Genomic DNA, 21147 nt, shown 5'->3' with positions numbered 1-21147 from the left:
GGTCACACCTGTTCCCATGCCGAACACAGCCGTTAAGCTCTTCAGCGCCGATGGTAGTTGGGGATTCCCCCTGCGAGAGTAGGACGTCGCTAAGCCTTCACCATTATTTTATATCGTCGCGGGGTGGAGCAGTCTGGTAGCTCGTCGGGCTCATAACCCGAAGGTCGTAGGTTCAAATCCTACCCCCGCAACCAATTATTTTTAAACAACATCAAATAACAAGAACAACGTAAATCATTTTCTATTGCCAAAGCGCAACTAATTTTTTTGATGATGCTACTACATTTTAAAAAACATGGTCCGGTAGTTCAGTTGGTTAGAATGCCTGCCTGTCACGCAGGAGGTCGCGGGTTCGAGTCCCGTCCGGACCGCCATTATACTATTAGTTAGCTAAACTATATTGTATTTCCAACAATGGAAATAAAGTATGGTTTTTTTATTGTTTTACTTAAAAGAGTGATGCGAGAAGACTTTGTAAAATAAAAGTATATCGATTTTCTCCTTAATTTCTATATTATATATAATGTTAGGTAAAATGACCAAGATGTTTAATTGTATTCTTTTAAAAGGATAATTTTTTTCGATTTCTTGTTAAATCTTTGCTATGATAGGATTAGTATGATAAGGGGAGTTTAAGCAGATGGATGAGTTTAAATTTATACAATCAATTAAGCAATCAGCTTACCGAAATCGACAAATTATTAAAGGTGTTGGTGATGATGCTGCGGTATTTCGTGAAGCGTATCGAGATGTTGTCGTCGCTGTCGATACGTTTGTCGAGAATGTTCACTTTACTCGACAAACGATGGATCCATTTCATATTGGTTATCGATTACTAGGAGCTAACCTCAGTGACATGGCTGCTATGGGAGCCGAGCCTATCTCTTATTTAATTTCGATCGTTGTACCAACAGGCTGGAGTGATGAGCAGTTAAAAGAGGTCTATCGGGGTTTGGATACGATTGCTAAAGCATTTAAAGTCGATCTGATTGGTGGTGACACCGTTTCTGGTCAGCAATTTGTTTTAACTGTTACTATAAATGGTGCTGTTGAACAAGGTAAAGCACGCTATCGTCACGATATGCGAGATAAAGATGTTCTATTTGTAACCGGCACACTTGGTGATTCAGCAGCAGGTTTATCGATTTTACAAGAAGAAAATAATGCAATAGCAGAAACAGAATATTTAATTAAAAGACACCGTATGCCAACACCACGTGTGGATTTTGCTCGAGGTTTACTTAACTTGCCTCGTGTTGCACTTAATGATGTTAGTGATGGAATAGCTAGTGAGGCAAATGAACTTGCAGAGGCTTCCAACCTTACCGTATATATTGAAGAGGATGCTATTCCCCTTTCCAATCCGATTAAGCAGTTTGAGAAAACTACACAAATTGACTATATGTTAAATGGAGGAGAAGATTTTGAACTGATCGGTGCCGTTGCCCCCGAATATTGGCAAGTGGTAAAAGAGATAGCTGAAGAAACTAACACGTCAGTCACTCAAATAGGTACAGTTAAGGATCAAACAAATCGTAATGGTCAGGTGTACATAAAAAGACAAAATGGATATCAACAACTGCATTCAAGTGGTTACGTCCATCGAAATTAGGTGATATGATGAAAAGCAGAACATACAGAACATATACAGCATTAGAAACACAGCAATTAGCAAAAAAATTAGCACTACTCTTGCGCCCGAATGATGTTCTCACGCTTACAGGGGACTTAGGAGCAGGTAAGACAACGTTCACAAAAGGAATAGGTATCGGACTTGGTGTAAAACGGACAATAAACAGTCCGACGTTTACCATTGTTAAGAGTTATCATGGGGAAATGCCACTTTATCATATTGATGCCTATCGATTGGAAGAAACGGCTGAAGATATTGGATTTGATGACTATTTTAATGGAGACGGTCTTTCAGTAGTAGAATGGCCACAATATGTTGAAGATTATTTACCAGAAGAGCGACTTGATATTACGATAAAAAGTGAGGGGGACAATGAGCGAGTGCTTGTTTTTGAACCCAAGGGAGCGTTTTTTGAATATGTATGTGAGGAGTTAGCCAGATGACCGTTTTAGCGATTGATACTTCAAATGATGCGATGGGAATTGCATTGTATCAGAACGATCAGGTGATTGCAGAATATGTTTCAATTAATAAGAATAAACATTCTACCCGTTTAATGCCGGCAATTGTTCAACTTATGAAAGATGCTAATGTTAAGCCGAGGGCATTAACTAAAATTGTTACAGCGAAGGGGCCCGGTTCTTATACCGGCGTGAGAATTGGCTTGTCTGTTGCTAAAACAATGGCCTGGAGTTTACAGATTCCGATTGTGGGTATCTCAAGTTTAGAGGCTTTGTCATTTTCTGCAAAGCCAATGCAACAACTGATTTGTCCGTTTTTTGATGCGCGTAGAGGTTTAGTTTACACCGGGTTATTTAATGCTGATGGTGAAATGGTTATCGAAGAACAGAATATACTAATGGAAGACTGGCTAAATCAGATAAAAAGAATTGAAAAACCTATTATTTTTGTAAGCCCTGACTTGCCAAAGTACCAAATATTAATTGAAAGTGCCCTTACACAACCACAATGGTTACCAGATGGTTTTCACGTAGCAAGACCCGGTTTATTGGCGATGGTCGGGAAAGATCGAGAAGGTGATCCTGTTCATCAACTTACACCAAACTATTTAAGGTTAGTTGAAGCAGAGGCTAAATGGCTAGCTGCTCAAGAAGGAGAGTAAGATGAAGGATGTTAATATTCGACCAATGGAGCTTGATGATTTAGATCAAGTAACCATTATAGAAAAGAAGTCGTTTCAAACCCCCTGGTCAAAAGTTTTATATCGTAAAGAATTATTTGAAAATCATTTTGCTCATTATTTTGTGATTGAAAATTGTCATCAGATTATTGGCTTTTGTGGAGTCTGGCTCGTATTAGACGAAGCCCAAGTAACGAATATAGCTATTGATCCTGCTTATCGGGGGCAAGGTTATGGAAAAATGTTATTCCAATATATGTTGAGCAAGGCGATGCTTAATGGAGCAAAGAACCTATCATTGGAAGTTAGGAAAACGAATAAGGTCGCACAAGCCTTATACGAAAGGTTTGGACTAGAAAAAGCTGGTATACGGAAGAATTATTATACCGATAATAATGAAGATGCAATTGTGATGTGGGTGAAATTATGAATAAAGAGAAAGAAACATATATTTTAGCAATTGAAACAAGTTGTGATGAAACAGCAGCAGCAATTATTAAAGATGGAAAGCAAGTTGTTTCGAATGTAGTGGCTTCGCAAATTGAAAGTCATAAACGCTTTGGTGGGGTTGTCCCAGAAGTTGCTTCAAGGCACCATGTTGAACAGATCACCATTGTGTTAGAAGACGTTTTTAAAGAAGCAAGCCTGTCAATCGATGAGATCGATGCGATTGCAGTGACAGAAGGTCCAGGTTTAGTTGGTGCTTTACTCGTTGGCGTTAGCACAGCCAAGGCGCTTGCTTTTGCAAACCAAAAGCCGTTAATTGGGGTACATCATATTGCAGGCCATATATATGCCAATCGTCTTCAAGAGGAATTTGATTTTCCATTATTAGCATTAGTCGTATCTGGAGGGCATACTGAACTCATATTAATGCGAGAGCATGGTCATTTTGAGGTTATTGGTGAAACAAGAGATGACGCAGCTGGTGAAGCTTACGATAAAGTAGCACGTACGATGAAGCTTCCTTATCCAGGGGGACCGGAAATCGATCGATTAGCACAGAAGGGTAATGATATACTTGATTTTCCAAGAGCATGGTTAGAGGAAGATTCCTTTGATTTTAGTTTTAGTGGGTTAAAATCAGCTGTGATTAATACATTGCATAATGCTCAGCAAAAGGGCGTGACCTTAAATAAAGAGGATATTGCTGCTAGCTTTCAAGCAAGTGTTGTTGATGTATTAGTAGAAAAGACGTATCGAGCAGCAAAAGTACACCAAGTGAAACAAGTGATTGTAGCAGGAGGAGTAGCTGCTAATAGAGGTTTAAGAGAGGCATTAGCCAATAAGTTTGCAGATCAACCGATGCGTTTTTCGGTGCCACCATTATCGCTTTGTACAGATAATGCAGCCATGATTGGTGCAGCGGCGATGATAGCTTATCAGAAAGGGCAACGTGCGGGTTGGGATTTAAATGCTAACCCAGGTTTGGACTTGGAAATGTATAGTGATCGATAAGGGTTCTTTGTCAAATAACGTTGGTGAGAATTTTTGCCGGCAATTTTATAGATGAATTTCACAAATATTCAAGTCGGATTATGCTGCTTGAATGTTTGTTTGGTTAGGTGTATTTTGGACTGATTTCGATTCAATAGATCTTAACTTAATTTAAATGTCTATCTACACGTAAATTCATGCGGGTTCGGTAAGGAAGTGATGAGACTCCGGCAGGAATAGCACGAGCTGAAGATCCACTCATGTGCGCGTTTGGTGCGCACATGAGTTAGCTGAAGCCGTGCCTGCGGAAAGCGAATCACTGGATGACCGAACCCATTGCTATTTTTAGAGAAATAGAAAAGACGTTAACGAAAGTCTACCCCCATTTCACAAACGCATGAAATGGAGAATTCCCTTCACCAACGTCAAATAGTATACAACCACGATAAGCAAGTTACCCACAAAGTTGTTGATAAATGTGGGTAACTTTTTCATTTGTTGTGATTAAAACCTTTTACTTGTGTACAAAAACTGTGCATAACTCCACTTTTTTCTGTGGATAGTGTGCATAAGTCGGTTGATAACTGAAAATAGGGTGTTTTTTCTGTGTATAACTTATAGATTTAAAAAACGGTGAAGTAAGAAAAAATATAAGCTCTTACTTACACCGTTTAATGAAAATAACAGGTTATCAATAGCTTTAATCTTGTTCAAAAGCAAATCTATGACTTGAAGTCAACTAAGTATAAAGAGTCACGCTTGTAGTGATTCCCACTCCTCAAGTAATTTATCAATTTTTTTACTTAATTGCTGGTTCGCTTCAGTTAACTCAAGTGTTTTTTCATGATCCTGAAACACATCCGGTTGACATAGTAACTCTTCATTTTCCATTATTTTTTCTTCTAATGTTTCAAGGACTTGCTCTATTTCTTCAATCCTTCTGATCCGTTTACGCTCGAGTTGCTTTTTTTGTTTGTCCTCTTGAAAGCTTAATCTAGCTGGTGTTTCACTAACTTCAACTTCTGTTTCTTGTTCAAGTGCTTGTAATTCCTTCATTTCCTGTTTCTTTTCAATATAATAATCATAATCACCTAAGAATATCGTGACCCCTTGGTGTTGTTGTTCAATCACTTGTGTTGCAATTTCATTAATAAAGTAACGATCATGTGAAACAAATATAATGGTACCCGGATAATCAATTAAGGCTGCTTCTAAAATTTCTTTACTATCAAGATCTAAATGGTTCGTTGGTTCATCAAGTATTAATAAATTTGCATTTAAAAGCATCAGCTTGGCGAGTGCTAAGCGTGCTTTTTCTCCACCACTTAAAGTGGATACAGTCTTTAAAACATCTTCACCAGAAAAAAGAAAATTCCCTAGAGTCGTTCGAATATCTCTTTCAATCATGTGTGGATAATCATCCCATAATTCCATTAAGACCGATTTATTCGAGGTAAGCTTTGCTTGTTCTTGATCATAGTAACCTATTTCAACATTTGATCCGATTTCTATTAAACCGTCAGTTGCCTGATAATCGCCAATAATCGTTTTTAATAATGTAGTTTTTCCTACACCATTTGGTCCAACTAGTGCAATCCGATCTCCACGATTTACATTAAAGTCAAGGTTTGAGAAGACAAAATCTTTCTCGTCGGGATAACGATAAGCTAACTGTTTTATTTTAAGAACGTCATTACCACTACGTCGATTAACTGTAAAGGAAAAAGAAGCAGATGCCTCATCCCCTTTTGGTTTATCGATACGCTCGATTTTCTCAAGTTGCTTCCGTCGACTTTGCGCACGTTTTGTTGTTGAAGCTCTAACCAAATTGCGCTGAACGAAATCTTCAAGTTTCTTGATTTCTGTTTGTTGCTTCTCAAAAGCTTTAAGCTCATGTTCGTAATCTAATGCTTTTTGCTCTAAAAACTTTGAATAGTTACCAAGATATTTCTTTGACTGTTGTCTTGAAATTTCATATATAATATTAACTGTTTTATCTAAGAAATAGCGATCATGGGAGACGATTACGACGGCACCGCTATAATTATTCAAGAAATTTTCAAGCCATGTTAGGGTTTCTATATCTAGGTGGTTAGTTGGCTCGTCTAATATTAATAGATCTGGTTTAGCGAGTAGTAGTTTACCAAGTGCAAGTCTGGTTTTTTGCCCACCACTCAATTCATTAATCGTCGTGTTCAAATCGAAATTAGAGAAATTTAATCCATTTAACACACTGCGTATATCGGATTCGTACTGGTAACCACCCTTGGCTTTAAATGCAATTTGGCGTTGATCGTATTGATTGAGCAGCTGATTATAACGTTCAGTATCTGCAAGTAAATCAGGATCCCCCATTTGTGCTTCCATTTTCCGTAATATATGTTCTTCTTCAATGAGATCGGTAAATACAGTTAACATCTCTTGCCAAATGGAATTGTCAGTCTCTAATCCAGTATGTTGATCTAGATATCCAAGCGAAGTTTCTTTAGGACGATGAAATTCCCCTTCATCGTAAGATAGAGCACCAGAAATGATTTTTAGCAAAGTCGATTTTCCTGCCCCGTTTCTTCCGACAATCGCGATTCGATCATGACTTTTTATTTCAAGTTTTATATTTTCTAAAATTGTTTCCGCACCAAAACGTTTAACTAATTGATTAACTTGCATGACTATCATCTTCTTTTCACCTCATCTTTATCAGTGTATCTTATTCATAAAGAGACAAGCAAGCAAATCAGTATAGGTTTATGGTAAAATTGTTTATACTAAGTAAAGAAAATTAAATATAAAGGGTCGATCACCGTTTGGTTTATACGTTGCATACATAGTGATAAATTCTAATCGGATAAAAAAGACAGAAAACGGTTAATTTGGTACACTAGTATTAATAACAAAATGGTAACTTACATACGTAAGCGATGATAAAGATATAATTTTAGGAAAAGAGGAGAATGAAGAATGGCCGGACAAAATAAGATTCCACAAGCTACAGCAAAACGACTACCGTTATATTATAGGTTTTTAAACAATTTACATTTACAAGGAAAAAGTCGTGTGTCCTCAAAAGAATTAAGTGACGCAGTCAAGGTTGATTCGGCGACGATCCGACGTGATTTTTCATATTTTGGGGCACTAGGAAAGAAAGGCTATGGCTATAATGTTGAATATCTTTTAGGATTTTTCCGTAAAACATTAGATCAAGATGAAACGACAAGTGTCGCCTTAATTGGTGTCGGGAATTTAGGAACAGCTTTCTTACACTATAATTTCACGAAAAATAATAATACAAAAATTGAAATGGCATTTGATGCAGACCAAAGTAAAGTAGGCGAGACGATCGGCGGTGTAGAGGTTTTTCATATCGATGAGTTAGAAGCGCGCTTAAAAGATGTGCAAGCAGCTATTTTAACTGTGCCGGGCTCAGTCGCACAACCGATTGCTGAGCAACTTGTAAACTCTGGGGTAACAGGGATTTTAAACTTTACACCCGCTCGAATCACTGTGCCTGAACAGGTGCGTGTTCATCACATTGATTTAGCGGTCGAGTTACAATCACTTGTTTACTTTATGAAACATTATCCGATGGAAGAAGAATAAGAAGGGTGCTCAACATGAGCACCCTTCTTATTTCTTATTTTGTTTCTGTTTTCGCTTAATTCGTATATGTAAGTGTATTAAACGAATAGCGACACCAAACTGTAATGCTGCAACAGCAGTTAACAGGATGGTAATCGGATTTAGGACGTCATCATCTATTGACTGATAAGCGAAATATATAAATATCGTGCCAACAATGCTATAGACAATGGCATTTAATAGTGGTGAAATACGCATAAGTTGTTTTTAGCCTCCAATAACAATCATTTGAACTTGTTCAAGTATTTGCTCCATTTCCGCAGGATCAAAAGATAACTGCACGATGACTACGAAAGTGTTCATAAGTACATGGGCAGCGATGGGAACGATAATGCGTTTTGATTGTACATAGACAAATGCAAACACAAAGCTCATAACGAAATAGACGAGTAAATGAGTAAAGTCATCATGGATGACTGCAAAGATTACACCAGAAATACCGCCGGCAATCCAAAAGTTGCTGCGTTTATAAAGTTCCCCAAAAATAATTTTTCGAAAAATTATCTCCTCTAAAATAGGTCCAACCACCGCAATAATTAAAATAAAAAGTGGGAAAGCCCGTGCAACTTCCATTATCTCTACTGTATTTTGAGATTGCTGATCGACACCGAACAGTGTGACTTGAATGACATTTGCAATAAATTGTCCAAATAAGGCCATGACAAGACCTAGAATCGACCAAATAACCGTCATGACAGGACTTGCCTGATCAGGATCGCGCGGTAAGTGCTTTTCTTTTCTTAATAAAATCAAGGTGAAAAATAGTGCTAAAATAAAGCCAGCGATCTGCCACCCTAATAAAATATTGTTAAACTCAATAGGTGATAAATCTAGTCTGTTTAGCCAACGAGCTACGGGAAAGATAGAAAGTTGAGCGAAAACATAGATCAGAATAATCCCAATATAACGCTTCAGCATAGAAGCTTACCCCCTTTTCAATAAAAAACACCAATAAACGTATTTTACCACAAACATAGAATAGAATTAAATATTGACATCTGACGATAATATTTTTTCAAAAAAATTAATCACAAGACTTGCAAAATAAGAAGGAATTCATTATTATAATAATTGTGTTAGCACTCTTCGTGAACGAGTGCTAATAAAGTCACTTACTAAAAATTTTATAATAAATGGAGGAGGTTTTATAATGCTAAAGCCATTAGGTGATCGTATCATTATTGAACTCGTTGAACAAGAAGAAAAAACAACAAGTGGGATTGTACTCCCAGACTCTGCAAAGGAAAAGCCACAACAAGGTAAGGTGGTAGCAGTAGGTTCTGGACGTGTTGCTGACAATGGAGCAAAAATCACTCCAGAAGTAGAAGAAGGAAATACCGTTGTATTTGCTAAATATGCAGGTACTGAATTGAAATATGAAGGTAAAGAATACTTAATTCTTCGTGAAGATGACATTCTAGCCGTTATTGGATAATGAAGAATCGATTGACAAAACATACTTAGTTTTAAGGAGGAATTATTAATGGCAAAAGAACTAAAATTTAGTGAAGATGCACGTCGCGCAATGTTACGTGGTGTGGATACGTTAGCAAATGCTGTAAAAGTAACATTAGGACCAAAAGGACGTAATGTCGTTTTAGATAAAAAATTTGGTTCACCGCTTATTACAAATGATGGGGTAACGATTGCAAAAGAAATCGAACTTGAAGATAAATTTGAAAACATGGGTGCTCAACTTGTATCAGAGGTAGCCTCTCAAACAAATGATGTAGCTGGTGATGGAACAACAACGGCGACGGTTTTAGCGCAAGCAATGATTCAAGAAGGGCTTAAGAACGTTGCATCAGGTGCTAACCCTGTAGGTGTACGTCGCGGTATTGAAAAAGCCGTTGACATTGCAACAAAAGAATTAGCTAAAATCTCTAAGCCAATCGAAGGTAAAGACTCAATCGCACAAGTTGCTGCGATCTCTGCAGCTGACGAAGAAGTTGGTCAATTAATTGCCGAAGCAATGGAACGCGTAGGTAACGATGGCGTTATTACTATTGAAGAATCTAAAGGATTCTCTACTGAATTAGAAGTAGTAGAAGGTATGCAATTTGATCGTGGTTATGCATCACCTTACATGGTGACAGACCAAGATAAGATGGAAGCAGAATTAGAAGATCCATATATTTTAATTACTGATAAAAAGATCAACAACATCCAAGAGGTATTACCTGTACTTGAACAAGTTGTTCAACAAGGTAAACCATTACTTCTTATTGCCGAAGATGTTGAAGGTGAAGCCCTTGCTACACTAGTAGTCAATAAGCTTCGTGGTACATTTAATGCCGTAGCGGTTAAAGCGCCAGGTTTTGGTGATCGTCGTAAAGCGATGTTAGAGGACATTGCTACTTTAACAGGTGCTGAGGTTATTACAGAAGATCTTGGACTAGATCTTAAAGCAACTTCTATTGAGCAATTAGGTCGCGCATCTAAAGTTGTTGTCACTAAAGAAAATACGACTATTGTAGAAGGGTCTGGTAATCCAGAAACGATTTCTTCTCGTGTGCAGCAAATTCGTGCGCAAATTGAAGAAACAACTTCAGATTTCGATAAAGAAAAATTACAAGAGCGCCTCGCTAAATTGGCTGGTGGTGTAGCGGTTGTTAAAGTAGGTGCAGCAACTGAAACAGAATTAAAAGAACGTAAACTACGTATCGAAGATGCCCTTAACTCTACTCGTGCCGCAGTAGAAGAAGGTATTGTTTCTGGTGGGGGTACAGCATTAATGAACGTCTACCAACAAGTATCAGCTCTAGATTTAGAGGGAGATGAAGCAACAGGTGCAAGCATCGTTCTTCGTGCTTTAGAAGAGCCTGTGCGTCAAATTGTAGAAAATGCTGGACTTGAAGGTTCGGTTATTGTAGAAAAATTAAAAGGTGAAAAAGTTGGTGTTGGTTACAATGCTGCAACAGGCGAATGGGTAAATATGATTGATTCAGGGATCGTTGACCCAACTAAAGTAACACGTTCAGCCCTACAAAATGCAGCATCAGTTGCAGCAATGTTCTTAACAACTGAAGCCGTAGTTGCTGACATTCCAGAAGAATCTGGTGGCGGTGCCCCAGATATGAGCGGAATGGGTGGCATGGGCGGAATGGGCGGCATGATGTAATCTGCCCCCTGAACCCTTGAAATGATTGGGTTTGTTAAGATGAGAGTGGTTTGATAACATTTTTAACAAAAGAGGATTTTAACGGAGGCTTCTCATGAGTTCAGTGAACTTATGAGAAGCTTCTTTTTTCATTTCTTCTGTTACATGGAGATATACATTTTTGGTAAATTTGGTCGTCAGTATGACCAAGACGGTCCATGATTTGTTCCGATGACACGCGAGTTTCGGCAAGAAGTGATGTATGTGAGTGTGTCTTAAAGGATGCGGTGTCAAACCTTCGTTTAGGACAGCTATTTTAAGTAGCCTTATCATTCGATTTCGAACATTCTTAATCACAATTGGATACCCATACTGTCGTTGGAGTTTGGTAAAGATAAAATCTTGGTGATAGTAAGCATCACCTAATCTTGATCTTTTTTATGCTCCTTCGGGAGTTGAAGTCATTAAATTTCCCAAAAAGTTTTACGGGATGAGCATTCCGGCGTTGATCTTAGACCTGAATGAGCAAGGTTATAAAGTGGAACCCAACCTCCAAGAGCTAAAATAATGATTTTATTATTGAATTGAATTCTGAATTAACAATAGCCGATTAATTTTGACGTTTTACATGTAATATTTAATACTTAAAAATAGTCGAAAATCTAAATTAAAAGGCCGGAATCCACAATGGCACTATAGCAAGTGAATTCCGGTCTTTTTATAACAAAAGAAGCTTACTATTTTAAATCTCTAGCAATCTCGTCTTTCACAGTGACACCTTTTGCTTCTAGTTCAGCGATTTTTTCTGTAAATTGTGGCAAGTGTCTTTTGTGAGCGATTAATAGCTCATCTAGTACTTGCTTTGCAGTGTCGCCACTAACAAGCCACATTTCGCTAATTGGTAATTCCTCGTATCTTTTAATGAATCCTTCCATTAACTCAGGAGTGTAGCTGCTACCTCCACCGATCGTTACTATTTTTACACCTTGTTTCATTATAAGTTCCTCCCTGTACTAGTTATAAAATTAATTACAAAAATGTAAATGTATTACCGAAGAGACTTTATATCCTCTTCTAGCATTTAATATAAAACAATAATAGATATAATCAATACAGCTAGGGGAAAAACATTTACGGTTCACAGATGTATTCACAAAAAAACGTAATTTTTGTGAATAAATTTTACAAATAAACAAGAGAAGCAATGATGCTTCTCTTGTTTTGAATTAATGATTAGTAGGGTAGGAAACTATAGCAAAAAGGACTATTATTCCATATTGTCATGTTCTTCTTCTTGCATCACTTTATTAGAACTTTTTCTGTAGTCATAATATTGAGCGGCATGAATTTTATATTCAAGATTATTTTTATAATCCATCGAAAATAAACAAGCATATAAAACATTTAATAAAAAGCTGATGGACTCATTAGTGCTAAAACTATCTATTTTTGAATACAGTCTTTCTCTAGTTGTAATACGAAGGATGCTATCCGCGTATTTTGTTAATGTGTTTTCTCCAATACTTGTTAATACAATAATAGGTACCTTTTTTCTAACTAAGAAAGGCATCACATTAATAATGTGTTCATTTTCCCCACTATAAGAAATAACAACGGCACACGTTTCAGAGTTAGAATTTAAAGCCTCAAAATGAGGATCAACATTAATAAGACTTACATGCTTTCTTATTCTTTTCATCTTCACTTTGAACGCATGACATAAAAGCAAATTATGATAACTAGAAAATATTTTTATATGCTTTGCTTTGTTTAGTAGATTAGCTGCTTTTTGTAAGTCTTCATTATTTAGAAGAGATAAGGTGTCGCTAATAGTTGTCTGACTTAATATAGCCAACTTGTTGACAATAGACATAATACTGTCTCGCTCTTCAAAAGGGAAATTAGCATCAATAGAGGTAAAGTGACTATTTAGATACTCAATTTCGGCTAGGAAGCTTTCCTTCAATTCTAACCATCCGTTAAAACCAAGTTTTTTAGCAATTCTAATTAAGTGTGAGGGGTGCGTATATGTAACTTTAGAAATTTCTTTCGTTGTTTTATCTTTAATATTCTCTCTCTCTTTAAACAAATAAGCAATTATTGCTTTTTCAGAGGGAGAAAAGATATCTTCCTTCATTTTTTCTGTCAACAACATAAACTAAGCACCTCAAATTTGTTTAGGTCTTTGTGAACCAAGTTTACAAAAAAACTTTATTTTTGTAAATGAATACGTAAACGAGAAATGTTTTCTTCTTTATTATATTGATTAACTTTATACTTGTTTTATACTTCAGGTAGTAAGGCGGAAGGTGATTTTCATATTTCATATTATTTTGCGAAAACCCTATCAAAGTTTGAGGGTTAAAAATGGAAGTACATCTCTCTGTTAGTAAATCACTTCATGAAAGGGTAGATATGAAAAATGGGGCAGCCTTTACGAAATTATCTGGATGAACAGACAAAAGGATATTTAAATGGCGGTAACAAAAAGTGGATCTTTCATGATATCTCAAGTCAAAATGTGTCCTCGGGACTAATTTCTTTTACTTTGGCTATGACTGGTCCGGCTCTGATGATCCTGCAGGCTGCAGAAGCGGGTCAATTCACTAGCCAGCAAACAATTAACTGGATATTCTCTGTATATTTTTTTGGCGGGCTTTTTGGAATCATATTGCCATTATTATTTAGGCAACCAATCACCGGTGCTCATTCCATGACAGGAGTTGCATTTCTAGTGACGGTCACGCCTTATGTTTCCTACCAGCAGCTAATCGGTGGGTATATGATCTCTGGTTTGTTAATATTGCTCATTGGCGTGTCCGGCCTGTTCACAAAAATTATTAAATGGGTGCCTAAGGAAGTTATTGCAGCAATGCTGGCGGGCTTAGTGACCAATTATGTTGTTCAGATCGTGACAAGCGTTAAGACATTGCCAATAGTAGGTGCTTTGGCACTGATAAGCTATTTTATCGCAACAAGATTCTCTAAACGTATTCCAGCTGTAATGATTACAGTAATTGTAGCTTTTATCACCTTAATCCTAGGTGAAGACTTAACTATTTCATTAAATAGTGGACTTTCTTTTTCTTTTCCTACTATACAAATGCCTGAGTTTACATGGGCCGGGTTGATAACTATTGCCTTACCTCTGGCGTTACTTATACTAAGTAATGATGTAGCAGCGGGAATTGGCGCACTTGAAAGTTCATCCTACAAACCTCCTATTCGTAAAATTGTTTCCTTAAGTGGCCTTTTTTCTATTATTGCTAGTTTTTTTGGAGGGCAAAGTGCCAATATTGCTGGTATGATGACAGCAATTTGTTCTGAGTCGACTGCTGGTGAGAAATCGAAACGATATATTGCTTCCGTGGTTTCTGGTATATTGACGATATTATTTGGGATATTTGCTTGGAAGGTGGTTCCTTTTATTCAAGCATTACCGCAAGCATTTGTTTCCATGCTAGCGGGCTTTTCATTAATAGGTGTACTTGTATCTAGTTTACAGCTCGGTTTTTCGGGTAATAGTTATCGCTTAAGTGCTTTATTTGCCTTTATCATTGCATTATCAAATGTAACATTTTTCCATATTAGTGCCCCGATTTTGGGATTAATTATTGGAGCGATTATCGCTATGACAGTAGAAAAATAGTTAAAAAAGGAAAGCTTTTAGGGTACAAAGGTTTCCCATTTATTTAATAGTTTAGAAAACCCCTGGCTGTGCCGGAGGGTCAAAAGAGCTTATAGCGTGGTATTAAAAAAACCTCACTTCATGGTAGGATTAAGTTGGTTTCTCGACCACTTCATCTTGCCAATTTGAAATATCGATATGGGAATAGGAAGTTCTGGTGTAGAGGCTTTTACGTTGATACAGAGGGCAGGAATAAAAAGCAAATACAAGAATACATTAGAAATCAGCTAAAAGAAGACGATATGGCTGACCAGTTAACATTGTTCGAAGATTATGACCCATTTACAGGTGAGAAAAATAAGAAGAAATTCTTTAGAGTTAGTGAGTGAATGTGGTGCAGACGGGAAACCCCATCAGTGGGCATTTTAGGCCAAGATTGGTAAGGGAGGCTTTCAGCCGCAAATACTAGGAGGTTAGTTTATTATGAACTTCGTAATCGATAAGAAATGGTTAGCTGAAAATCTTAACAAAGAAAATGTGAAAATTGTAGATTGTCGTTTTGACCTGGCTCAATCAGCCGCAGGAGAAAAGCTATATAAAGAAAGCCATATTCCAGGGGCATTCTTTTTTGATTTAGAAAAACATTTATCTAGTCCTGTCCTAAAACACGGAGGTAGACATCCACTACCAGATATTACACAACTAAAAGCAGAATTGGAGAAAGCAGGAATTGACCATAGAAAAAGAGTCGTTGCTTATGATGGAGGTTCTGGACTATTTGCTTCCCGTTTGTGGTGGCTTCTTTCATATATGGGACATGAAGAAGTTTATGTATTAAACGAAGGATTTAGTGGATGGCTAAATGCCGGGTTTCCCATTACAAATCAAGTTCCTAGTTCTGAAGCAGTTACTTTTAAGATCCATATTCAAGAAGAAATGCTAGCCTCTTTTAAAGAAGTAAAAGAAATAGTTAATAAGAAGAATAAGTCGCCTAAATTGGTGGATTCAAGGGCTCCAGAACGCTATTTAGGTAAAGTGGAACCATTGGATCGAATTGCTGGACACATTCCGGGTGCAATCAATATATTCTGGGAAGAAGGGCTGTCTCAAGGTTCATTTAAAACTAGTGAGGCTCAAAAAGATAGATTTTCTGAGTTGAGACATGACGAACCAATTATCGTTTATTGCGGCTCCGGGGTTTCTGCTACTCCTAATTACATTGCTCTAAAGATGGCTGGATACAATAACGTAAAGCTATATGCAGGAAGCTATAGTGATTGGGTTTCCTATGAAGATACCCCTGTAGAAAAGGGTTAAACCTCTTAAAGATTAATCAAAAAGGCTGCTGTACTGCTATCATTCTTGGCATAAGCGGCCTTTTTTCCACTATAACCTTCAGAAAACTATACTAGACTCTTAATTTCAGCTGAGAGGAGAGAGGGAGAAAAATGATTACAAAGAGGCAAAGAGAGATTTTGCGTTCACTTTTAAATAATAATGAACTCTTAACGGCCGAGTGGATAGGAAAGGAATTGGGTGTAAGTGATCGAACGATAAGAACGGAAATTAAAGTACTTCAATTACAATCCCAATCTTTAGGTGTTTCAATCAAATCTATCCGGGGGAAAGGCTACAAATTAAAAGTTTGTAATCAACAATTATTTGAAAATGAGTGTAAGGTACCAACAGATGAAGTAACTATTACAAATTATGCTGATTATACTCAACCAAATAATCGGGTCTTATATATATTAAAGAGATTCTTACTGGGACATGAACCAGTAAAGTGTGAGAATTTAGAGGAAGAACTATTTGTATCAAAGCCAAAGATTCAAAATGATTTGAAGGTTGTTCGAGAAATACTAAAAAGATATCAGCTGAAATTGATTACTCGCCCTCACTATGGAACTTTGGTAGAAGGGGACGAGCATATGAAGAGATTATGTTTATCCAATTATCTATTGAGTAGAAGTAGTAATTTTAATATTGATAGTAACTCCTTCAGATTGATTGATGAGAAGCTATTCAATAAAATTAAGGAAATTATCATTAAAAAAGTAAGCGCTAACAAGATAGAAATTTCAGATTTTTCATTAGATAACTTGGCTTCTCACATTGCAATTGGTTGTAGAAGGATTGAGGAAGGCTTTGTTATTGAAAACTTGGAAGATGACTTAATTGGGAACTATCCGATAGAAAGAATGGTTGCCAATGAGATTGTAAAAGACGTAGAAGCTTATACTGGCTTGCCATTTCCTGATTCTGAAATTAATTATATTATTATCCATTTATTGGGGACGAAATTAGTCCAACAAGATAAGATGATTGATTTAAATGAATCTAATGAGGTGACAGCGCTAGTACAATGCATGATTGATACTCTTGCAAAGGAATTATATTGGGACTTTAGAGAAGACACTGAATTCATCCAAGCTTTAATCTTACACATTAAGCCAGCAATCAATCGTTTACGATATCAGATGAATATTCGAAATCCGTTATTAAATGAGATCAAGGTAAAATACCCCAGTGCTATTGAGGGCGCGGTAATAGCGAGCAGATGTATTGAGAGACATCTAACGATTAACGTAGGAGAACACGAAATTGCTTATATTGCTTTACATATAGGCGTCGCCCTAGAGAGGTTAAAAACAAGACGAAAAAAACCTAAAAGGGTAATAGTGGTTTGTACTTCCGGAGTTGGAAGTGCGAAGCTGTTATACTATCAATTGCAAAATATATTTAGTGATACAATTGAAATTGTAGAAACAACCAATTATTACCAATTAAAAGATTGTGATTTGAGTTCCATTGATTTTATTATTAGTACCATTCCAATTGATGAAAATATAGATGTTCCAATTCAGGTGGTAAGTACCATTTTGGATGAGGGAGATGTCAGTAAAATTAAGCGTAGCTTGTCGCCCGTTAAGAAGGAAGATGAGATCAATTACTTAGATGAGTCCAGAGTATTTATTCATAAAGATTTTCAGGATAAGGAAAGTGTTATTCACTTTTTGTGTAATGAATTATATAAACAGGGGCTAGTGTCAAAGGAATATGTTCATTTGGTATTAGATCGAGAAGTACGGGCACCAACTGTTTTTGGTAATCTAGTAGCCATACCACATCCTGTAACACCGGTAACAGAAGAGACCTTTTGGACAGTATGCACGTTAAAACGTCCCATTGAATGGCATGATAAACAAATGGTTCAATTTATCTGTTTATTAAATATTCGCAGAGGTCCCAAAGGTGACTTAGAAAATATGTATCAAAAGTTAATTAAGCTACTAGGAAATAAATCAGAAGTTCGGAAAATAGTAAACAGTGATAATGTTAAAGAAGTGATAGATATCTTACGCAAGTAAAAGGTGATTGTGAAAACAATCACCTTTTACTTTAAGGGCATAACGATTCTTGTTAGTCATGTATCTAATAGAGATATACTAACGGATATTGTATTACGGAAATTTCCGTTGGTAACGGAAAAAACCTTACTTCAAAGTAAAGCGTTTTCATATTAGGATTATTCATAAGAAATCAAAAAAACTTTATCATTTGGAGGAGTACAAAATGAAAACAATAATGTTAGTCTGCTCAGCAGGGATGAGTACAAGTTTGATGGTAAGCAAAATGAAAGACACAGCAGTACAAAGAAATATTGATGCTGATATCTTTGCTATCTCAGCATCAGAATTTGATGATACATTAGCGAACAAGGATGTAAACGTAGTTTTACTTGGACCACAGGTAAAATTCATGAAGAAACAATTAGCTCCTAAACTAGCAGATAAGAATGTTCCAATCGACGCAATTAATATGCAGCACTATGGCATGATGAATGGTGAAAAGGTGTTAGAACAGGCACTACAATTGTTAGAAAACAAATAGTTTTAGTAGGTTTGTATAAAAAGAAATTTATTTTAGAAAGAGGGAGATATATTATGCAAAAGTTGATGGAGATGTTAGAAGAAAAAATGGCTCCTATTGCAATGAAGCTTGATAATAATAGATATATTACCGCCATTAAAGATGGATTCTTCGGTGTTATGTCTCTTTTAATTATCGGCTCATTCTTCTTGTTACTAGCCAACCTTCCGATTACTGGTTATCCGGAATTTATGGCTAAGATTTTAGGGGATGAATGGAAAACATATTTCACTGTTCCGTATGATGTAACAATGAATCTGATGACAGTTTATGTGGTAATTGCAATGAGCAGAAGTCTTGCCAAAACATACAAACTAGACAGTATTGCATGTATAACATCTGCAATCGTCGCCTTTTTGATCTTAACCCCGATGCTTGAACTTAAAGATGGTGGCTATGGGATTCCTATTACCAACTTAAGTGCGAGCGGTCTATTTTTAGGAATGCTTTCTGCTGTTCTAGTCGTTGAAATCATTAAGTTTGTTGACAAAAAAGGCTGGCTTATTAAAATGCCAGACTCCGTTCCAGAAAATGTTTCCCGTTCGTTCTCTGCATTAATTCCTGGGCTGTTTGTTATTATCATTTTTAATCTTATTCGTATCGGATTTTCACTTACACCTTTTGAAAACGTTCAAGAGTTTGTGTTCCACTATTTACAGCTTCCATTGCTAACCTTGGGTGATACGTTACCAGCAATGCTCACTTCTACTATCTTTGAAGGAACATTATGGTCCTTTGGCATTCATGGTTCAAACGTAGTAAGTGGGATACTAAAACCAATTTGGCTAACATTAACTGCAGAAAACGCTGCTGCATTTTCTGCAGGAGAAACATTACCATATATTATTAACTACCAATTCTACTCAAACTTCATGAAGATTGGTGGATTTGGTGCAACATTTGGTCTAGCTATTTTGCTTCTTACAGCAGCAAAATCAAGTCAATTTAAAGCATTAGGAAAATTATCGATTGGACCTAGTATCTTTGGGATAAATGAGCCGATTATTTTTGGGCTTCCGATTGTCTTAAACCCTCTTATGATTATTCCATTTATTCTAGCAACACCGATAATGGCCGTTATTGCATATTTCGCGATGTCTTCTGGTCTAGTTCCTTATACAAACGGGACAAATATTCCTTGGACAACACCACCAATCATTTCAGGTTTTATTGTTAGTGGTTGGAAGGGTGCGTTATTAAATGTTGTGCAAATAATTGTCTCAGCAGGAATATACTATCCTTTCTTTAAATCAGCTGACCGGATTGCATATAAAAAAGAGCAGGATGAAAAAGAGTAATCTAAAAAGTGTGGTATTAAACTAAATGACAGCATCAATTTCGTCACTAATAGAATCAAGTCATGGAGGAAGAAAATATGGTTGAAGAAGAAGTAAAAGATATTAATATGATTGGTTTTTCTATGATTAGTAATGTAGGAACAGCAAAAAGCTTAGTCATGGAATCGTTGTATGCTGCAAAAGAAGGTGACTATGATTTAGCAGAAAAAAAATTAAAAGAATCGAAAATCTATTTTGTAGAAGCGCACAAAATTCATGCTTCATTAATTAAGCGTGAAGCTGGAGGAGAAAAGATAGAGTTAACTCTTATCTTTATGCACGCAGAAGATCAGCTCCTAAGTACAGAAACGATTTCTGAACTAGTAAAAGAAATGATTGAAATGTACAGGAGATTTGATAAGTAAAAAACAGAAATGAAGACGCTAAAAAGGATGAAAATAACAAAAGTTGTTTCTAGAGCTAAACGAAGAAGGGCTAGCGTTTTTATGATTGTATATTTGATGAGCTTGTTAAATAAAATGTTTGAGCCATTAGTAACTGTAGCGCACTATGAAACACCACTACACCCTATTAAAAAAGTATGGTGGATAGAGAAAATCGTAAATGGGTTGAATTCTTTGAGCAGTATGTAACGGTGCTTTTAAAGATAAAGTGAAATATTGGTTAACCTTTATGGAGAGAGATTTTAATTCTCTGCCTGAGATAAAGAGAGAATAGATGTTCTATTCTCTCTTTTACTTAAGTCTGGATAGGCTACACTTAGTTGGACAATAAAAATAAGGGCTAGTAGAATAACATATAACAAGTGAGGAGCGAATCTACTATGTCCAAAAAACGAAGAACGTTTTCCACTGAATTTAAGAAGCAAGTGGTAGCTTTATATGAAGGTGGAAAAAGTCGTCAAGATATTGTGCGTGAATATGATTTAACGGCATCAGCATTAGATAGATGGATTACTCAATTTCAACAGTCTGGTTCATTTAAAGAGAGGGACAACCGCAGTCCTGAAGAACAAGAATTGATGGAGTTAAGAAAGAGAAACAAGCAGCTAGAAATGGAAGTCGATATTCTAAAGCAAGCCGCGCTGATCATGGGACGAAAATAGAAGTCATTGAAAAAAACCGACACCTCTATTCGGTATCAGCAATGTGTGCCGTCCTAGAAATTCCTCGTAGTACCTTTTATTATGTAACAGAAGTATCTCATCAACAGAGGCTAGAAAAGGCCGAAGCAGAACAAAAATTAAAGAAAAAGATTCTGAAGATCTTTAGCGAAAACCGTAAAGTATATGGGACGCGTAAAATAAAAAGAGAACTTTTAAAGGCAGGTCACACTGTTTCC

21 protein-coding genes, 2 tRNA genes, 1 rRNA gene and 1 pseudogene are annotated in these 21147 nt (G+C 36.5%); 20 read left to right on the top strand and 5 right to left on the bottom strand.

The window, feature by feature from the left end; translation table 11 throughout:
* The 8 genes from rrf to tsaD all read left to right on the top strand — a co-directional run.
* Nucleotides 1-95, top strand: a 5S ribosomal RNA gene (gene rrf / locus JOE23_RS17335); the annotation flags it as partial.
* A gap of 22 nt (nucleotides 96-117) precedes the next feature.
* A tRNA-Met gene (locus JOE23_RS17330) sits at nucleotides 118-194 on the top strand.
* 103 nt (nucleotides 195-297) lie between these two features.
* Nucleotides 298-374, top strand: a tRNA-Asp gene (locus JOE23_RS17325).
* Between the two features lie 266 nt (nucleotides 375-640).
* Complete coding sequence (gene thiL / locus JOE23_RS17320) at nucleotides 641-1612, top strand: thiamine-phosphate kinase (RefSeq protein WP_204440698.1); 972 nt, start codon at nucleotides 641-643, stop codon at nucleotides 1610-1612.
* Between the two features lie 8 nt (nucleotides 1613-1620).
* Entirely contained in the window at nucleotides 1621-2076 is a 456-nt protein-coding gene (gene tsaE, locus JOE23_RS17315; protein WP_204440695.1) for a tRNA (adenosine(37)-N6)-threonylcarbamoyltransferase complex ATPase subunit type 1 TsaE, read from the top strand.
* The gene (gene tsaB, locus JOE23_RS17310) at nucleotides 2073-2756 is read left to right on the top strand and encodes a tRNA (adenosine(37)-N6)-threonylcarbamoyltransferase complex dimerization subunit type 1 TsaB (protein WP_204440683.1); all 684 of its coding nucleotides are present in this window, start codon (nucleotides 2073-2075) and stop codon (nucleotides 2754-2756) included. The genes tsaE and tsaB overlap by 4 nt, the downstream gene beginning before the upstream one ends.
* Nucleotide 2757: 1 nt before the next feature.
* On the top strand, nucleotides 2758-3204 hold the full coding sequence (gene rimI / locus JOE23_RS17305; protein WP_204440681.1) for a ribosomal protein S18-alanine N-acetyltransferase: 447 nt from the start codon (nucleotides 2758-2760) through the stop codon (nucleotides 3202-3204).
* Nucleotides 3201-4232, top strand: a complete 1032-nt coding sequence (gene tsaD, locus JOE23_RS17300; RefSeq protein ID WP_204440679.1) for a tRNA (adenosine(37)-N6)-threonylcarbamoyltransferase complex transferase subunit TsaD — start codon at nucleotides 3201-3203, stop codon at nucleotides 4230-4232. The genes rimI and tsaD overlap by 4 nt, the downstream gene beginning before the upstream one ends.
* Before the next feature lie 732 nt (nucleotides 4233-4964).
* On the opposite strand, the gene JOE23_RS17295 is transcribed toward tsaD, so the two are convergent.
* Nucleotides 4965-6887, bottom strand: a complete 1923-nt coding sequence (locus JOE23_RS17295; protein ID WP_204440677.1) for an ABC-F family ATP-binding cassette domain-containing protein — start codon at nucleotides 6885-6887, stop codon at nucleotides 4965-4967.
* Nucleotides 6888-7169: 282 nt separating this feature from the next.
* Here JOE23_RS17295 and JOE23_RS17290 point away from each other — a divergent pair, with 282 nt between their 5' ends.
* Nucleotides 7170-7808 carry a redox-sensing transcriptional repressor Rex gene (locus JOE23_RS17290; protein ID WP_204440675.1) on the top strand — a complete coding sequence of 213 codons (639 nt, stop codon included), beginning with the start codon at nucleotides 7170-7172 and terminating at the stop codon, nucleotides 7806-7808.
* Between the two features lie 27 nt (nucleotides 7809-7835).
* On the opposite strand, the gene JOE23_RS17285 is transcribed toward JOE23_RS17290, so the two are convergent.
* Together JOE23_RS17285 and JOE23_RS17280 are read right to left on the bottom strand one after the other, a co-directional pair.
* Entirely contained in the window at nucleotides 7836-8045 is a 210-nt protein-coding gene (locus tag JOE23_RS17285) for a YdiK family protein (protein ID WP_204440673.1), read from the bottom strand.
* 9 nt (nucleotides 8046-8054) lie between these two features.
* Nucleotides 8055-8765: a CPBP family intramembrane glutamic endopeptidase gene (locus JOE23_RS17280; RefSeq protein ID WP_204440672.1), complete on the bottom strand. Its 711-nt coding sequence runs from the start codon at nucleotides 8763-8765 to the stop codon at nucleotides 8055-8057.
* A 232-nt stretch (nucleotides 8766-8997) separates the two neighbouring features.
* Between JOE23_RS17280 and groES the strand changes: the two genes are divergently transcribed.
* Nucleotides 8998-9282, top strand: coding sequence for a co-chaperone GroES (gene groES, locus JOE23_RS17275; RefSeq protein WP_017473305.1), 285 nt, complete (start codon nucleotides 8998-9000; stop codon nucleotides 9280-9282).
* Nucleotides 9283-9330: 48 nt separating this feature from the next.
* Nucleotides 9331-10968 carry a chaperonin GroEL gene (groL, locus tag JOE23_RS17270; protein ID WP_204440671.1) on the top strand — a complete coding sequence of 546 codons (1638 nt, stop codon included), beginning with the start codon at nucleotides 9331-9333 and terminating at the stop codon, nucleotides 10966-10968.
* Between the two features lie 716 nt (nucleotides 10969-11684).
* Here the strand turns inward: groL and JOE23_RS18115 are convergent.
* On the bottom strand, nucleotides 11685-11942 hold the full coding sequence (locus tag JOE23_RS18115; RefSeq protein ID WP_275581592.1) for a family 4 glycosyl hydrolase: 258 nt from the start codon (nucleotides 11940-11942) through the stop codon (nucleotides 11685-11687).
* A 272-nt stretch (nucleotides 11943-12214) separates the two neighbouring features.
* Nucleotides 12215-13102: a MurR/RpiR family transcriptional regulator gene (locus JOE23_RS17260; RefSeq protein ID WP_204440670.1), complete on the bottom strand. Its 888-nt coding sequence runs from the start codon at nucleotides 13100-13102 to the stop codon at nucleotides 12215-12217.
* A gap of 267 nt (nucleotides 13103-13369) precedes the next feature.
* Here JOE23_RS17260 and JOE23_RS17255 point away from each other — a divergent pair, with 267 nt between their 5' ends.
* The 9 genes and pseudogenes from JOE23_RS17255 to JOE23_RS18320 form a co-directional block, all read left to right on the top strand.
* Nucleotides 13370-14596: a benzoate/H(+) symporter BenE family transporter gene (locus JOE23_RS17255; RefSeq protein WP_204440668.1), complete on the top strand. Its 1227-nt coding sequence runs from the start codon at nucleotides 13370-13372 to the stop codon at nucleotides 14594-14596.
* 158 nt (nucleotides 14597-14754) lie between these two features.
* A pseudogene (locus JOE23_RS17250) lies at nucleotides 14755-14964 on the top strand (IS200/IS605 family transposase); the annotation flags it as partial.
* Nucleotides 14965-15058: 94 nt separating this feature from the next.
* Nucleotides 15059-15892: a sulfurtransferase gene (locus JOE23_RS17245; protein WP_204440659.1), complete on the top strand. Its 834-nt coding sequence runs from the start codon at nucleotides 15059-15061 to the stop codon at nucleotides 15890-15892.
* A 131-nt stretch (nucleotides 15893-16023) separates the two neighbouring features.
* On the top strand, nucleotides 16024-17946 hold the full coding sequence (locus JOE23_RS17240) for a BglG family transcription antiterminator (RefSeq protein WP_204440657.1): 1923 nt from the start codon (nucleotides 16024-16026) through the stop codon (nucleotides 17944-17946).
* A 205-nt stretch (nucleotides 17947-18151) separates the two neighbouring features.
* Nucleotides 18152-18469, top strand: coding sequence for a PTS sugar transporter subunit IIB (locus JOE23_RS17235; protein ID WP_204440655.1), 318 nt, complete (start codon nucleotides 18152-18154; stop codon nucleotides 18467-18469).
* A 53-nt stretch (nucleotides 18470-18522) separates the two neighbouring features.
* A complete protein-coding gene (locus JOE23_RS17230) occupies nucleotides 18523-19806 on the top strand; it encodes a PTS sugar transporter subunit IIC (RefSeq protein WP_204440652.1) in 1284 nt (427 codons plus the stop codon).
* A gap of 77 nt (nucleotides 19807-19883) precedes the next feature.
* Nucleotides 19884-20210, top strand: coding sequence for a PTS sugar transporter subunit IIA (locus tag JOE23_RS17225; protein ID WP_204440650.1), 327 nt, complete (start codon nucleotides 19884-19886; stop codon nucleotides 20208-20210).
* A 419-nt stretch (nucleotides 20211-20629) separates the two neighbouring features.
* The gene (locus JOE23_RS18325; protein WP_204440648.1) at nucleotides 20630-20911 is read left to right on the top strand and encodes a transposase; all 282 of its coding nucleotides are present in this window, start codon (nucleotides 20630-20632) and stop codon (nucleotides 20909-20911) included.
* Between the two features lie 41 nt (nucleotides 20912-20952).
* Nucleotides 20953-21147 (top strand): IS3 family transposase (locus JOE23_RS18320; RefSeq protein ID WP_204440645.1); only part of this gene is annotated, 195 nt, incomplete at its 3' end.

This window comes from Amphibacillus cookii (assembly GCF_016908375.1).
GTDB lineage: Bacteria > Bacillota > Bacilli > Bacillales > Amphibacillaceae > Amphibacillus_C > Amphibacillus_C cookii.
This window is presented reverse-complemented; position numbering and strand designations above follow the sequence as displayed.

Coding starts and splice junctions, on each gene's coding strand:
- thiL (WP_204440698.1), top strand. CDS start 641: ATGGATGAGTTTAAATTTATACAATCAATTAAGCAATCAGCTTACCGA.
- tsaE (WP_204440695.1), top strand. CDS start 1,621: ATGAAAAGCAGAACATACAGAACATATACAGCATTAGAAACACAGCAA.
- tsaB (WP_204440683.1), top strand. CDS start 2,073: ATGACCGTTTTAGCGATTGATACTTCAAATGATGCGATGGGAATTGCA.
- rimI (WP_204440681.1), top strand. CDS start 2,758: ATGAAGGATGTTAATATTCGACCAATGGAGCTTGATGATTTAGATCAA.
- tsaD (WP_204440679.1), top strand. CDS start 3,201: ATGAATAAAGAGAAAGAAACATATATTTTAGCAATTGAAACAAGTTGT.
- JOE23_RS17295 (WP_204440677.1), bottom strand. CDS start 6,887: ATGATAGTCATGCAAGTTAATCAATTAGTTAAACGTTTTGGTGCGGAA.
- JOE23_RS17290 (WP_204440675.1), top strand. CDS start 7,170: ATGGCCGGACAAAATAAGATTCCACAAGCTACAGCAAAACGACTACCG.
- JOE23_RS17285 (WP_204440673.1), bottom strand. CDS start 8,045: ATGCGTATTTCACCACTATTAAATGCCATTGTCTATAGCATTGTTGGC.
- JOE23_RS17280 (WP_204440672.1), bottom strand. CDS start 8,765: ATGCTGAAGCGTTATATTGGGATTATTCTGATCTATGTTTTCGCTCAA.
- groES (WP_017473305.1), top strand. CDS start 8,998: ATGCTAAAGCCATTAGGTGATCGTATCATTATTGAACTCGTTGAACAA.
- groL (WP_204440671.1), top strand. CDS start 9,331: ATGGCAAAAGAACTAAAATTTAGTGAAGATGCACGTCGCGCAATGTTA.
- JOE23_RS18115 (WP_275581592.1), bottom strand. CDS start 11,942: ATGAAACAAGGTGTAAAAATAGTAACGATCGGTGGAGGTAGCAGCTAC.
- JOE23_RS17260 (WP_204440670.1), bottom strand. CDS start 13,102: ATGTTGTTGACAGAAAAAATGAAGGAAGATATCTTTTCTCCCTCTGAA.
- JOE23_RS17255 (WP_204440668.1), top strand. CDS start 13,370: ATGGGGCAGCCTTTACGAAATTATCTGGATGAACAGACAAAAGGATAT.
- JOE23_RS17245 (WP_204440659.1), top strand. CDS start 15,059: ATGAACTTCGTAATCGATAAGAAATGGTTAGCTGAAAATCTTAACAAA.
- JOE23_RS17240 (WP_204440657.1), top strand. CDS start 16,024: ATGATTACAAAGAGGCAAAGAGAGATTTTGCGTTCACTTTTAAATAAT.
- JOE23_RS17235 (WP_204440655.1), top strand. CDS start 18,152: ATGAAAACAATAATGTTAGTCTGCTCAGCAGGGATGAGTACAAGTTTG.
- JOE23_RS17230 (WP_204440652.1), top strand. CDS start 18,523: ATGCAAAAGTTGATGGAGATGTTAGAAGAAAAAATGGCTCCTATTGCA.
- JOE23_RS17225 (WP_204440650.1), top strand. CDS start 19,884: ATGGTTGAAGAAGAAGTAAAAGATATTAATATGATTGGTTTTTCTATG.
- JOE23_RS18325 (WP_204440648.1), top strand. CDS start 20,630: ATGTCCAAAAAACGAAGAACGTTTTCCACTGAATTTAAGAAGCAAGTG.